The 14,829-nt window shown below is 64.3% G+C and carries 6 protein-coding genes; all 6 read left to right on the top strand.

Annotated features, from left to right (window positions below; genetic code table 11):
• Positions 1-71 precede the first annotated feature (71 nt).
• The 6 genes from ABQZ00_RS04195 (at position 72) to ABQZ00_RS04170 (ending at position 14,816) form a co-directional block, all read left to right on the top strand.
• Positions 72-1,754 (top strand): alpha-L-fucosidase, encoded by a 1,683-nt coding sequence (locus ABQZ00_RS04195; protein ID WP_323537503.1) that lies wholly within the window; start codon positions 72-74, stop codon positions 1,752-1,754.
• Between the two features lie 3 nt (positions 1,755-1,757).
• Positions 1,758-2,825, top strand: a complete 1,068-nt coding sequence (locus ABQZ00_RS04190; RefSeq protein ID WP_161963124.1) for a glycosyl hydrolase family 18 protein — start codon at positions 1,758-1,760, stop codon at positions 2,823-2,825.
• A gap of 268 nt (positions 2,826-3,093) precedes the next feature.
• On the top strand, positions 3,094-5,523 hold the full coding sequence (locus ABQZ00_RS04185) for a family 20 glycosylhydrolase (protein ID WP_503064266.1): 2,430 nt from the start codon (positions 3,094-3,096) through the stop codon (positions 5,521-5,523).
• A gap of 21 nt (positions 5,524-5,544) precedes the next feature.
• A complete protein-coding gene (locus ABQZ00_RS04180) occupies positions 5,545-8,238 on the top strand; it encodes a beta-mannosidase (RefSeq protein WP_323537505.1) in 2,694 nt (897 codons plus the stop codon).
• A 322-nt stretch (positions 8,239-8,560) separates the two neighbouring features.
• Positions 8,561-11,221: a glycoside hydrolase family 3 protein gene (locus ABQZ00_RS04175; protein ID WP_323537506.1), complete on the top strand. Its 2,661-nt coding sequence runs from the start codon at positions 8,561-8,563 to the stop codon at positions 11,219-11,221.
• 685 nt (positions 11,222-11,906) lie between these two features.
• Positions 11,907-14,816, top strand: coding sequence for a TonB-dependent receptor (locus ABQZ00_RS04170; RefSeq protein WP_323537902.1), 2,910 nt, complete (start codon positions 11,907-11,909; stop codon positions 14,814-14,816).
• Positions 14,817-14,829 lie beyond the last annotated feature (13 nt).

Genomic DNA, 14,829 nt, shown 5'->3' with positions numbered 1-14,829 from the left:
CCAGGCCCGCTTTTGCCATCCACGTGCCGGCTGCATGCGACCGACACGTTTCGCTTAGAGGAGCAGTTCCCATGACGACCGATAGCCGCATCCATGCGGCTCCATCCCGCCGCCACGCCGGAGCTGCACCCAGAACGCGAATGCTCGCGCTCGGTCTGCTGCTGGCGTTACCTGCTGCCACGCTCAGCGCGCAATCGCCCACTGCAGCCACCGCCACCACGCTCAGCCCCGAGGTCATCGACCAACAGTGGCTCGATGCCACCGCCAAGTACGCGCCCGAACGCGAGCGTCTGGTACGCGAAGCCGAAGCCGGCGCGCGCAAGGGTCCGTTCCGCCCCGACTGGGCTGCGCTGAAGGCGTACCAATCGCCTGCGTGGTACGACAATGCCAAGTTCGGCATCTTCATCCATTGGGGCGTGTTCTCGGTGCCGGCGTTTGGTAGCGAGTGGTATTCGCGCAACATGTATCTGCAAGGCTCCAAGGAATTCGCCCATCACGTGGCGACCTACGGCCCGCAAGCGACCAGCGGCTACAAGGATCTGATCCCCAAGTTCACCGCGCCCAAGTTCGACCCCACTGGCTGGGCCAAGCTGTTCCGGCAATCCGGCGCGCGCTACGTGGTGCCGGTGGCCGAACACCACGACGGCTTCGCGCTGTACGACTCCAAGTTGTCGGACTGGACCGCAATGAAGATGGGGCCCAAGCGCGACCTGCTGGGTGAGCTGTCCACCGCAATCCGCGCACAGGGCCTGCACTTCGGTTTGTCGTCGCACCGCGCTGAACACAACTGGTTCTTCGACGGCGGGCGCAAGTTCGATTCCGACGTCAACGACCCGCGCTATGCAGCGCTGTACGGCCCGGCGCAAGTGCGCCTGCCGGGCAAGGACGACGGCGATGTCGCCAACGACTGGACGCCGGTGTCGCAGGCCTGGCTGGACGACTGGCTGGCGCGCACCACCGAGTTGATCGATACCTATCAACCGGACCTGATCTATTTCGATTGGTGGATTGCCCACCCAACCTTCCGGCGCAGCCTGCCAACGATGCTGGCGTATTACTACAACCAGGGCGCGGCGCGTACCGAGGCCGATCGCGGCGTGGTGGTGAATTACAAACTGGGCGCCTTCCCCGAAGGCGCCGGCACGCTGGATATCGAACGCGGCCAGCTCACCGGCATCCATCCCACGCATTGGCAGACCGATACCTCGGTCAGCAATGCCTCGTGGGGTTACATCGAAAATGACACCTACAAATCGCCCACTTTCATCATCCACATGTTGGCCGATGTGGTGGCCAAGAACGGCAACCTGATGCTCAACATCGGCCCGCGTGCCGATGGCTCGATCCCCGACACCGAGCGCGGCATCCTGCTGGCGATCGGCAAGTGGCTCAAGACCAACGGCGGCGCGATCTACGACAGCAAGCCGTGGCGCGTGTATGGCGAAGGCCCGACCGAAGTGGTGGGCGGCACCTTCCAGGACGTCAAGACCAAGCCGTATACGTCCGACGATTTCCGCTTCACCACCCGCGATGGCGCGCTGTATGCGATCGAGTTGGGTTGGCCGACCGATGGCGAGACGGTGATCCGCTCGCTCAACGCCACCGATGGCGTGCGCGGGGTCACTTTGCTGGCCAACGGCAAGAAGATCCCGTTCGAACAACGCGCCGATGGCCTGCATCTGCGCCTCCCCGCAAAGCCGGTTGGCGAGAGCGCCTATGTGTTCCGCATCGACCTTTCTACCCCTACTCCCTGACGGATGTTGTCCTCCATGAGCAAACGATTGACCTGGATGTTGCTTGCGCTGGCATTTGCCTGCGTCCCGGCCCTGGCCAAGAATCCCACGGCGTTGTTCTATCTGATGAACACGCAGAAATCGACCAACTCGTTCATTGCCAACGTCGACAAGATCGATGTGGTGGTGCCGACCTGGTATGGCGTGGATCAAAACGGCCTGGTCAACGGCACGCCCAATATGTACCTGTACGACATCGCCAAGCAGAAGAAGCTGCGGGTGATGCCGATCCTGTCGATGACCACCGGCCGCGACGGCTTCCACAAGCTGATGCACGACGAAGCGGCCAAGAAGCGCATGATCGAATCGCTGTTGATCCACGGCAAACAGCACAAGTACTACGGCTTCCAGTTCGATTTCGAGAACATCGCCTGGACCGATCGCGACGCCTACACCTTGATGGTGAAGCAGACCGCCGATGCGCTGCACAAGGCCGGTTTCAAGATGTCGGTGGCGGTGGTGCCCAATGCACCGGGCCATGCCGAAGGCGGCCAGTTTTCCAAGTGGATGTGGGAATACTGGCGCGGTGCGTATGACCTGAAGGCGCTGGGCCAGGCGGCGGATCTGGTCAGCATCATGACCTACGACCAGCACACCCGCTGGACCACGCCCGGCCCGGTCGATGGCATGGTGTGGATGAAGAAGCATCTGGATTACGCAATCACCCAGGTGCCGAAAGAAAAGCTCTCGCTGGGCATCGCCACCTATGGCTACCGCTGGTTCACCGGCAACCCGGTGAAGGAAGACGGCACCGAGGCGTCGAATATTTCAGCAACCTACATCGATGCCGACGAATCCTTTCCGCTGGCGATCGAACAGAACGCTACCGTGCAGTGGGATCCGGTCGAACAGGAATCCTGGTTTTACTTCTACCGCGACGACATGCGCGAGTGGGTGTTCCGTCCGGACGCGCGTAGCTTCAAGGCACGCTACGAGATGGCCAAGCAATACGGTCTGGAAGGTTTCAGCTGCTGGGTGCTGGGCGCCGAAGACCCGAAGGTGTGGGACGAGCTGCCGACCGCGCAGCGCTGATCCCTGTTACATGCCTGGCGCACGCCGATGAAGCGTGCGCCAGTGCCTGTGTGAGTCGCTGCGGCTTTGCTACTGTGCGTGGCTGCCGCGCATCGCCATCGTCGGCATGACCGAGCGATGGTGTCGATGCGATATGGTGTTGTTCCACTTGGCTGCGCGCATGCAACCGCGCAGCGACACGCTCTCCGCTACTTCGGGATGTGATTGCATGATGTCCAACACCAGCCGTATGCCACGCATGTTGTTGTCGAGGGCGCTGTTGTTGGACATGCCGTTAGGCAAGAAGCCGTTATCGATGCAGTTGCCGTCGCGGTTGCTTGCACTGTCGTTGGCCGCACTGGCGCTCATCGGTTGCGGCAAACGCGATGCAGGCACGTCACCGGCAGCGGTCAGCGCAGGCGCGACGGCGGCGTCACCTACCGCAACTGCGGCGCTGCCGCTGATTCCCGCACCGGTGGAGGCCAAGCGCAACGCCAGCAGTTTCAGCGTTGGCACCAGCACGGTGATCTCGATCGTGGCAGGCGACGCCGATGCGCGTCGCAGCGCCGAGTATCTTGCCGGCCTGCTCAAGCGCACACGTGGGCTTGCACTGGAAGTGCGGGCAGAAGCCACGCCCTCGCCGGCCAGCATCCGCCTGGAACGCAATGCGCAGGCAGCGGTGACGCAGAAAGAAGGCTATCGCCTGGATGTGGACGCCACCGGTATCCGCATTACCGCGCGCGATGGCGCCGGCCTGTTTTATGGCGCAATCAGCGCCTGGCAATTGATGACCCCGGATGCGCGCAAGGGCGCGGTGGCGGTGCCCGGCGTCAGTATCCGCGACTGGCCGCGCTTTGGCTGGCGTGGTCAACATCTGGACGTGGCCCGCCACTTCCACGACGTGGATACCGTCAAGCATGTGCTCGATGCGATGGCGGTGCACAAGCTCAATGTGCTGCATTGGCATCTCACCGATGACCAGGGCTGGCGCATCGAAATCAAGCGTTACCCCAAACTCACCGAGGTCGGTGCTTGGCGCACGCCGCCGGGTGCCGGCAGACACGGCACACCGGAGCGCTCCGGTGGCTTTTATACGCAAGAGCAGATCAGCGAAATCGTCGCGTATGCGGCGCGCCTGCACATCACCGTGTTGCCCGAGCTGGACATGCCCGGCCATGCACAGGCGGCGGTTGCCGCCTACCCGGAAGAGGTGGGCGTCCCCGGCGTGCGCACCCAGGTGGGCGTGAACTGGGGCGTCAACCCGTATCTGTTCAACACCAGCGAACGCAGCCTGAGTTTCATCACCAATGTGCTGGACGAGGTGCTGACGCTGTTCCCGTCCAGCTACATCCACATCGGTGGCGATGAGGCGGTCAAGGATCAATGGGAAGCCTCGCCGGCCGTCCGCGCACAGATGCGCAAGCTGGGCGTCAAGGATGCCCATGCCATGCAAGGCTGGTTCAACGAACAGCTTGCGACCTACCTCACCAAGCACGGCCGGCGCATGATCGGCTGGGACGAGATTCTGGAAGGCGGCGTTCCGGCCAGTGCGTCGGTGATGTCGTGGCGTGGCGTCGAAGGTGCGGTCACCGCCGCCAGACAGGGACACGATGTGGTGCTGGCACCGGGCAACTGGCTGTATCTGGATAACCTGCAGACCACGCGTAGCGACGAGCCCAATGGCCGTCTGACGGTGTTGCCATTGTCGAAGGTGTACGCGTTCGATCCGGTCCCGAGCGACCTCACCGCCGAGCAGGCCAGGCATGTGCTGGGCGCACAAGGCGCGTTGTGGTCCGAATACATCCCCTCGCGCTGGCATGTGGATCACGCGCTGTTCCCGCGTCTGTCGGCGGTAGCGGAGATGACCTGGTCGCCGCCGAGCGCACGCGAGTGGAAAAACTTTCTGGCGCGGTTGCCGGCGCAATTGCAGCGCTACAAGGCACTGGACATCGCCTACAGCGACGGTGCGTTTGCTGCTGATATCGCCCTGGAAAACGGGCCCAACCCGGTTCTCGCCGGCAGCCCGGCCAAGGTAGCGTTGAGCACGCAGACTGGCGCAGGCGCACTGCACTACACCGTGGACGGCAGCGACCCCAGCCCTGCATCGCCGCGCTATGAGGCACCGTTTACGATCAACCTGCCGACCACGGTCAAGGCCACCGCCTTCACCGCCGACGGCGCGCCGCTGGCCGCCACGCGCAGCCGCACCTTCGACCGTGCATCGCTGTTGCGCATGGACACGCAAGGCCTGCGCGATTGCGTGGAGACCGGCGCGCTCGGCCTGCGCCTGCCGTTGCTGCCGGAGATGACCGGCGCCGATACACCGGTTTACAACGTCGATCTGTTTCATGCCTGCCGGCTGTATCCGCAGGCACGCCTGGATGGCATTGGCGCGATCCGCATCGAGGCCGCGCGCCTGCCCAACAACTTCGGCCTGGCGCACGAGCAATCCAAGGTGGTGCAGTACCCGGCCAAGACCCGCGGCGGCGAGCTGGAAGTGCGCCAGGGTTGCGACGGCGAACTGATCGCCAGCGTGCAACTGCCCAAGAGCGACACCCTGGGCGAACAGTTCACCCTGGAAACGCCGCTGCCTGCACGCACCGGCACCCACGATCTGTGCCTGCGCTTCACTGCGCCGATTCGCGGCCCGTTGTATGCCATCGGCGCCGTCCAACTGATTGAAACCACCGCGCAGGCGCCCCCCGCCGCCACGCGCTGATCCATCCAAGGAGACTCACCCATGCCCCTGTCGCACCGCACTGCCCCCGCACTGTCCCTGCTCACCCCCGCCCGGCTCGGGCTTGCCCTGACCTTTGCACTCTCGCAGGCCTGGGCGGCACCGCCCACGGCAGTGACCCTGGACAGCGGCTGGCAGGTGCGCCTGGTACCGGGGCAGGAACAGGCCAAGACCTATCCCAAGGCGGCCAGCTGGATGCCGGCGCAGGTGCCGGGCGTGGTGCAGACCGATCTGATCGCCGCCAAGGTGGTGCCAGACCCGTTCCTGCGCGACAACGAGGGCAAGATCCAGTGGGCGGGCTTAAGCGATTGGCAATACCAGACCCGCTTCAACGTGGATGCGGCCACGCTCAAGCGCGCGCATGTGGAGCTGGTGTTCGATGGTCTGGACACGCTGGCCGAGGTCACCCTCAACGGCAAGAAGCTGCTCAGCGCCGACAACATGTTCCGGCAATGGCGCGTGGACGCCAAATCGCTGCTCAAGCGCGGCGACAACGTGCTGGAAATTACCTTCTTCTCGCCGATCAAGAAGATCCAGCCGTGGCTGGCCAAGCAGCCGTATGCGCTGCCGGGCGCCTACGATTCGGCGTTCGGCGACGAGCCGGATGGACGCCACAGTTCCACCTACGTGCGCAAGGCACCGTATAGCTACGGCTGGGACTGGGGCCCGCGCATGGTCAATGCCGGCATCTGGAAAGACGTGCGCGTGGAAGCATGGGATGCCGTGCGCGTGGACGGCTTGCATATCGACCAGCAGCGCGTGGACGCTGACAGCGCGCAATTGCAGGCGCAACTGGAACTGCAGGCCGGCCGCAGCGGCCCGGTGCAGGTGACGCTGGATGTACTGGGTCCGGATGGACAAAAAGTCGGCCAGTTCACCCAAGACGCGGTGATCGACCCGGGCCAGAACCGCATCGATCTGGCGGTGCGGATTGCCAAGCCCAAGCGTTGGTTCCCGGCCGGCTACGGCGCACAGGATCGCTACACCTTCGTGGCCACCGTGCGCGATGCCGATGGCGACAGCCAGCAGATCAAGCGCGTCACCGGCCTGCGTTCGGTGGAGTTGCGCCGCGAAAAGGACAAGTGGGGCAAGAGCATGGAGATCGTGATCAACGGTATCCCGATCTTCGCCAAGGGCGCCAACCTGATCCCGCTGGATGCGTTCCCCTCGCGCGTCAGCCAGGAGCGCATGCGCAGCACCTTGCAGGATGCGCGCGATGCCAACATGAACATGCTGCGCATGTGGGGTGGCGGGCATTACCAGGACGATCACTTCTACGAGGTGGCCGACGAGCTGGGCATCATGATCTGGCAGGACTTCATGTTCGGTGGCGCGGTGCCGCCGTACGACGTGGAGTTCCGCGAGAACACGCGGCAGGAGGCGATCGAACAGGTCAAGCGCCTGCGCGATCACCCCAGCATCGTGTTGTGGTGCGGCAACAACGAAGTGCAGACCGGTTGGGAAAACTGGGGCGATCGGGTCAAGTTCAAGCAGTCGGTGGACCCGGAAGAACGCACCCGCATCGAACGCGGCATGACCACGCTGTTCGGCACCGTGTTCCGCGAAGTGGTGGCCACCTACGATAGCGATGTGCCGTATTGGGCCACCTCGCCGGGCACCGATTTCGACGGCGGTGCCGACCAGGCCAACGATGGCGACATGCATTATTGGAAAGTGTGGGGCGGCCCGGCCCTGCCGGTGACCGAATACCTCAACGTCACCCCGCGTTTCATGTCCGAATACGGGCTGCAGTCGTTCCCGGACATGCGCACCGTGCGTGTGTTTGCCGATGCCGCCGACATGGACCCGGAATCGCCGGTGATGCGCGCGCATCAGAAGTTCGACAAGGGCAATGGCAACAAGCGGCTGATGCTGTACATCCGCCGCGAGTTCGGCGAGCCCAAGGACTTCGAAAGCTTCGTGTATCTGAGCCAGTTGATGCAGGCTGAAGGCATCAACCTGGCTGCCTCGCATCTGCGCGCCTCGCGTCCGCAATCGATGGGCTCGCTGTATTGGCAGCTCAACGATGTGTGGCCGGGTGCGTCGTGGTCCAGCGTGGATTACTACGGCCGCTGGAAGGCGCTGCAATACCACGCGCGCCGCTTCTATGCGCCGGAGATGATCGCCGCGCTGCGTAACGACAAGGGCCAGACCCAGGTGTCGCTGGTGTCGGACCGCACCACGCCGCTTGATGCGCGTTGGCGCATGCGGGTGATGAGCATGGATGGCAAGGTGCTGAGCAAGCGCGAGCAAAAGGCCAGCGTCAAACCGCTGAGCAGCCTGCAGGTGGGCAACTTCAGCGATGCGCAATTGCTGGGCAAGGCCGACCCGAAGCGCAGCTATGCGGTGTTCGAGTTGTTCGATGGCGAGAAGCTGTTGTCGCGCGAAGTGGTGTTCTTCGCGCCGGCCAAGCAGCTGGCGTTGCCCACCGCCAAGATCGACAGCCAATGGCGCGCCGATGGCGATGGCTACGCGCTGACCTTGCGCAGCGACACGCTGGCGCGCGAGGTGTGGTTGTCGTTCGGCGATCTGGAAGTGAACGTGGCCGACAACGCCTTCGACCTGTTGCCGGGCGAGCCGCTGACGGTGCACGTGTCCAGCAAGCTGCCGCTGGCGCAGGTGCAGGCCGCGCTGCAGGTGCGCGACCTGGCCAGCACGCTGGCCGGCGCGCCGCCGGAGCCGGCCGAAGCGAAGTGATGCGGCCCTCATCCGCCCTGCGGGCACCTTCTCCCGCAGGGCGGGAGAAGGAACGTCCGGCGATTGCAGGGCGATCAAGTGCAGGACGATCAACAGAACAAGTGGATCGCGTTTCCCATTGGCACCCGAGCACCTTGGCGCCCGAGCACCTTGCCACCCGAACACCGAGAGCATCTCCTTCTCCCGCCTGCGGGAGAAGGTGCCCCGCAGGGGCGGATGAGGGCAACGCTGTCCGTAAGAACGTAATCCCCCTTATTGCCCCCGCCTCAATAACAAAAACAAAAGACGCATGGCGGCAGCGCCACTGCGCAGGAGTGCATTGATGTCATCCGTGTTTGTATCGCGCCTTGCCATTGCGCTGGGCCTGAGCCTTGGGCTGCCGTGCATCGCGCACGCCGCTACCGCCGACCGCAGCAGCAGCCCCGAACAACGCGCCGCTGCGCTGGTGGCGCAGATGAGCCGCGACGAAAAAGTGGCGCAGGCCATGAACGATGCGCCGGCCATTCCGCGCCTGGGCATCCCCGCCTACGAATGGTGGAGCGAAGGCCTGCACGGCATCGCGCGCAATGGCTATGCCACGGTATTTCCGCAGGCGATCGGCCTGGCCGCCAGTTGGAACACTGCGCTGATGCAGCAGGTGGGCACCGTGGTGTCCACCGAGGCGCGCGCCAAGTTCAATCTGGCCGGGGGCCCCGGCAAGGACCACCCCCGTTACGCGGGGCTGACCATCTGGTCGCCCAACATCAATATCTTCCGCGACCCACGCTGGGGCCGTGGCATGGAAACCTACGGCGAGGATCCCTTCCTCACCGGGCAGCTGGCAGTGGGCTTCATTCGCGGCCTGCAGGGCGATGATCTGAACCATCCGCGCACCATCGCCACGCCCAAGCACATCGCCGTGCACAGCGGCCCGGAACCGGGCCGGCATGGTTTCGATGTGGACGTGTCGCCGCGTGATGTCGAAGCGACCTATACCCCCGCCTTCCGCGCCGCACTGGTCGATGGACAGGCCTGGTCGGTGATGTGCGCGTACAACTCCCTTCATGGCACACCGGCCTGCGCGGCCGACTGGTTGCTCAATGGCCGCGTGCGTGGCGATTGGGGCTTCAAGGGTTTTGTGGTGTCCGACTGCGATGCGGTGGACGACATGACCCAGTTCCACTACTTCCGTCCGGACAATGCCGGCTCGTCGGCTGCATCGCTCAAGGCCGGCCACGACCTCAATTGCGGGCATGCGTATCGCGCACTGGGCACCGCGATCGAACGTGGCGAAGTCGACGAAGCGCTGCTGGATCAATCGCTGGTGCGCCTGTTTGCCGCGCGCTATCGGCTGGGCGAACTTGAGGCACCGCGCAAGGACCCGTATGCGCGCCTGGGCGCCAAGGACATCGACAACACCGCAAACCGCGCACTGGCCTTGCAAGCCGCTGCCGAATCGATCGTGCTGCTGAAGAACAACGCCAATACCCTACCGTTGAAAGCCGGCACGCGGCTGGCGGTGATCGGCCCCAATGCCGATGCGCTGGCCGCACTGGAAGCCAACTATCAGGGCACTTCCTCCGCACCGATCACCCCGCTGCTCGGCCTGCGCCATCACTTCGGTGCGCAACAGGTGCGCTACGCGCAAGGCGCGCCGCTGGCCGCCGGTGTGCCGGGCATGATTCCGGAAACCGCATTGCGCAGCGACGGCAAGCCGGGATTGCGCGGCGAATATTTCGACAATGTCGATCTGGACGGTAGCCCGCGCGTGGTGCGGCAGGACCGCACCATCAGCTTCAACTGGGATCAGGTCAGCCCGGCCAAGGGCGTGCCGGCCGATCGCTACGCGGTGCGCTGGAGCGGTGAGCTGTTGCCGCCGGGCACCGGCGATTACACATTGGCGGTGCGTGTGGCGCGCTGCTTCGATTGCGCCGGGCATGACCCGGTGCGGCTCTACATCGACGACAAGCTGGTGGTGGCCGGCAACGCCGAAGACAAGCACGTGCCGGCCGGCATGCACAACGCCGATGGCCGCAGTGTGGAAACCGTGCTGCATTTCGACGACACCCGCCCGCGCAAGATCCGTCTGGAAATGGAGCATCGCGGCCAGGACCAGGGCCTGCGCCTGGAGTGGCTGGCACCGGCCGCCGCGCAACTGGCCGAGGCCGAACAGGCGGTGGCGCAGTCCGATGCGGTTGTGGCTTTCGTCGGCCTGTCGCCGGATGTGGAAGGCGAGGAACTACGCATCGACGTGCCCGGCTTCGACGGTGGCGATCGCAACGACATCGCCCTGCCCGCCTCACAGCAAGCCTTGCTGGAACGCGCCAAAGCCTCCGGCAAACCGCTGGTGGTGGTGTTGATGAGCGGCAGTGCGGTGGCGCTGAACTGGGCCAAGGCCAACGCCGACGCCATCGTGGCGGCATGGTATCCCGGCCAGTCCGGCGGCACCGCCATCGCGCGCGCACTCGCCGGCGACGACAACCCCGGCGGGCGCCTGCCGGTGACGTTCTACCGCTCCACCAAGGACCTGCCGCCGTACGTCAGCTACGACATGAAGGGCCGCACCTACCGCTACTTCAAGGGCGAGCCGCTGTTTCCGTTCGGCTATGGGCTGAGCTATACGAGTTTTGCCTACGACGCACCGCGCCTGTCCACCAGCACGCTGCAAGCCGGCAGCACGCTGCAGGTAAACACCACGGTGCGCAATACCGGCAGCCGCGCCGGCGATGAAGTGGCGCAGGTGTATCTGCAGTATCCGGACCGCCCGCAATCACCGCTGCGCAGCCTGGTCGGTTTTCAACGCGTCCACCTCGCGCCCGGCGAACAACGCGAACTCACCTTTACGCTGGATGCGCGTGCACTGAGCGATGTGGACCGCAGCGGTCAGCGCGCGATGGAAGCCGGCGATTACCGCGTATTTGTCGGCGGTGGCCAGCCGGGGACCGGCGCCGCGGGTGAGGCGGCGGCATTGTCGATTTCAGGACGCTCGCCGTTGCCGAAGTAATCACTGCGCGTCTGACACGCAACCGGCGGCAGCTAACCCGATCGCCGGTTGCGTCGTGCACGCGTGTTGCGCTGCATCCCACGACCGCCATATCGCTGCTGTGCGCAGCCGAATTGGTGCGCAATCGGCAAGCAACACGATGATGTCCGCACATACTTCACACCTGCTTGACAGACTCAAGCATGAGGTCTATCACTGGCTGCGGTCGGCAGTCCACGCCATCGGCGATCGGTACGACTCATCGACGGCAACAGCGTTTCCACGCGGCACGCACACTGGGAGAGGATTGTATGCAGCAGCGTCGTATCCACCCGCGTATCCGTGTTGCCGTGATCGCTGCCCCGAGGGTGCAGCGCGCATGACCAAGCACTACAAATTGAGCGCCATGCGCTCGCGTTCCAAATGCATCGCCGGCTACTCGCCGCCACGCTACTGACGCCTGCAACGCTGTTCTAGCTGGCAGACGCTCCGGCGCACTTCCCGTTCGGTCTTTCGCACACGCATCGCGCGTGGCGTTTATTGCCGTGCGCGTGTATCGCCGTGCAGATCGTCTGCCCTGACACAAGGCATCGCAAGGCCGTTACCCCCTGGTAACGCTGCCCAGCATCTGGCGAGGTGGCATGTGCACAAGCATGAGCGTTTGACCCGTAAGCAATTGATCGTAGCGATCCTGGCCGTGACCGGCATGGCCTCTGCCGCAACTGCGTTGGCGGGCACGGTGGAGGGAACCCTCAAGGAACGCAGCAGCGGCAAACCGGCTGCCAATGCGAAGGTACGCATCGCCGGCACCGCGTACAGCGCGGTGGCCGATGCGGGCGGGCACTTTGTCATCCACGACGTACCGGCCGGGCAGTACGCACTGAATCTGGACTACCCCGGTTTCAGCGCGGCCGAAACCAGCGTACAGGTCGGCGACAGCGGCACCGCTGCGGTAACCATCGCCCTGGACGAGGTCAAGCAATTGAAGGCGATCAGCGTGGTGAGCAACCGCTACGACGCCAGCGATCTGAAGATCAATGCGGCCAATACCGTCGATGTGCTGTCGGCCAACGATCTGCAGCGCACCGCTGTGCACAACGTGGCCGAAGCGCTGGGCCTGATCGCCGGCATCAACATCACCAGTACCGGCTCGGGATACTTCGGCGGCATCGATGGCGCCGCACGCGGCGAAGGCATGTTCGCCTCGGTGCGTGGGTTGCCGTCCGAATACAACGTCAACATGATCGACGGCGTCACCGTGGCGCAAGGCATGCCGTATAGCCGCAGCGTGCAACTGAGTTTGTTGCCGCCCACCGGCCTGCAGACCATCGTGGCCAACAAGACCTCCACCGCCGACATGGACGGCGATGCGATCGGCGGCACGCTGGATTTCCGCACCCCCACCGCCTACGACTTCAAGGACGTGAGCAGCGGCAGCGTTACCGGTAGCGGGCGGGTGGAAAGCCGTGCGCGCGATTACGGCGGCGATGGATTGGGCGGCGGCTTTGGCGGCGAGTTCCAGCACAAGTTCGGCGACGCGCAGCAGTTCGGCGTGTATGCCAGCGCGTACTACGACTACCGCACCACCACCAACAGCGAAGTGGCCGCCGCCACCAGCGCGCTCAACGATGGCTCGTGGGAGTACTTGAACACCGATGCCAGCGGCGGCAACGCGGCCGGCTTCGATCCGCAACACAACCTCACCAGCACCGGCATGAATGTCGGTATCGCCGCTGGATGGGAGCGCCGTTACGGCGGCAATGCCTCGTTCGACTGGCATGTGGACGACAGCCTGTCGCTGTACGCGCGCATGACTTACGCCTACGCCAAGACCGAGCAAGGCACCACCTTCGTGCAGTTGCTACCGCAGGATGTGCGCTACGTACCGAGCGGCACGCCGGGAGGTTTCACGCCCGACATCGGCCGCATCGCGGCGCGCTTCTGGTACGAAACCAATCCGGAAATCGCCGACCTGGCGACCTTCCAGATCGGCGCAAAAAAAACCGCAGGCGGCTGGACCTTCATGCCCAACCTGTTCTACAGCTTCGGTGACAACGACCGCCCCGACCATGTCGAAATCGACGGGCGGCAAGACAAGTTCACTCAGGACAACTACGCCTATTCCGGCAACACGTTCGTGCGCTACGGCGGCGGTGCGTTCCCGTACCCGCAGCTCACGCCCGCACTGCTGGCGCAGGTCAACAATATCCCCTCGTTGTTTGCCAGCAGCTATGGCGAGCAGACCAAGATCTACTCCGGCCAGAAGAAAGGCGGCGCGCGTTTCGATACCCGCTACGACTTTGAAGATGGCGCGCTGCGGTCGGTGCAGTTCGGGGTGAAGTACAGCAAGAGCAGCCGCCGCTACACCAATCGCGACTGGTACACCGGCGGCGTGGACGGCACCACCACGCTGGGCGATCTGGGCATCTTCACCGGCACCTATGGGTCGATCTTTCCCGGTAAATACGCCTGGAACACACCGCGCGTGAGCGAAGCGGCGGTGGCCGGCGTGATCGCCCAGCATCTGACCGACGATGACCTGGACACCTGCGGCAGCGCGTTCTACGTCAACAACTTCAACTGCAACACCATGCGCGGCACCGAGGCGGTCAGCGCCGCCTACGCCACCGCCACCTTCACTGTGGGCAACCTGGATATCGTGCCGGGCGTGCGCTTCGAACACACCGGCATCGACAACACGTTCTGGGTGAGCCCGGTGGATGCGGACGGTAACCAGATCGTCGGTTACTTCGACCACAACAGCACCTCCTACAACGAACCGCTGCCCAGCGTGTTCCTGACCTGGCGGCCGAATCTGCGCACCGCGTACCGTGCGTCGCTCTGGACCAGCTACACGCGCCCGGCGTTCGTGCAATTGGGCGGCGGCAGCCAGATCGACATCTCCAATGGCGTCACCACCATCACCCAAGGGAATCCGGATCTGAAGCCGATCGAATCGACCAACCTGGACCTCTCCGGCGAATGGTCTACCGAACGCGGTGGGTTCTTTTCGCTGGCCGGCTTCTACAAGCAGCTGCGCAACTACATCTACGACGCCGGCTCGGCCCAGGCCAACGGCAGCACCACCGGCAGCGGCACGGTGCTGTACCACATGCCCACCAATGGCGGCGACGGCAAAATCTACGGAGTGGAACTCAGTGCGCGGCAAAAGTTCCAGGACCTGCCGGCACCGTTCGACGGCCTGGGCATCAGTGCCAATGCCACCCGCCAACATGCGCGCGCCGACCTCGGGCTGGACGGCTTTGACAACGAACACATGCAATCGGCGCCGTCGGCGATGGCCAACCTGGAACTGTTCTACGAACACAGCGGTTTTTCGTTGAACCTGAGCTATCACTTCAGCAGCTCGTACCTGCTGGGCTACGACTTCCTGCATGAAGGCGCGCCGTGGAACGACCTGTGGGCACGCCCGACCCGGCGCGTGGATCTGCACACCGGCTACCGCTTCGACAACGGCGTGAGCATGGACATGTCGATCTCCAACCTGACCAAGGAATACAGCTACTGGGCGCATGTGGGCCGCAGGAATCTGGCGATCTCCGACATCGTCGATGCCGGCAGCACGGCGCTGTTGACGGTGAAGTACGCGTTCTAGCGCAGCGGTGCAT

This window comes from Xanthomonas sp. WHRI 10204, from assembly GCF_040202875.1.
Lineage (GTDB): Bacteria > Pseudomonadota > Gammaproteobacteria > Xanthomonadales > Xanthomonadaceae > Xanthomonas.
The sequence above is the reverse complement of the archived record's forward strand: the minus strand, read 5'-3'. Positions and strand labels throughout refer to the sequence as shown.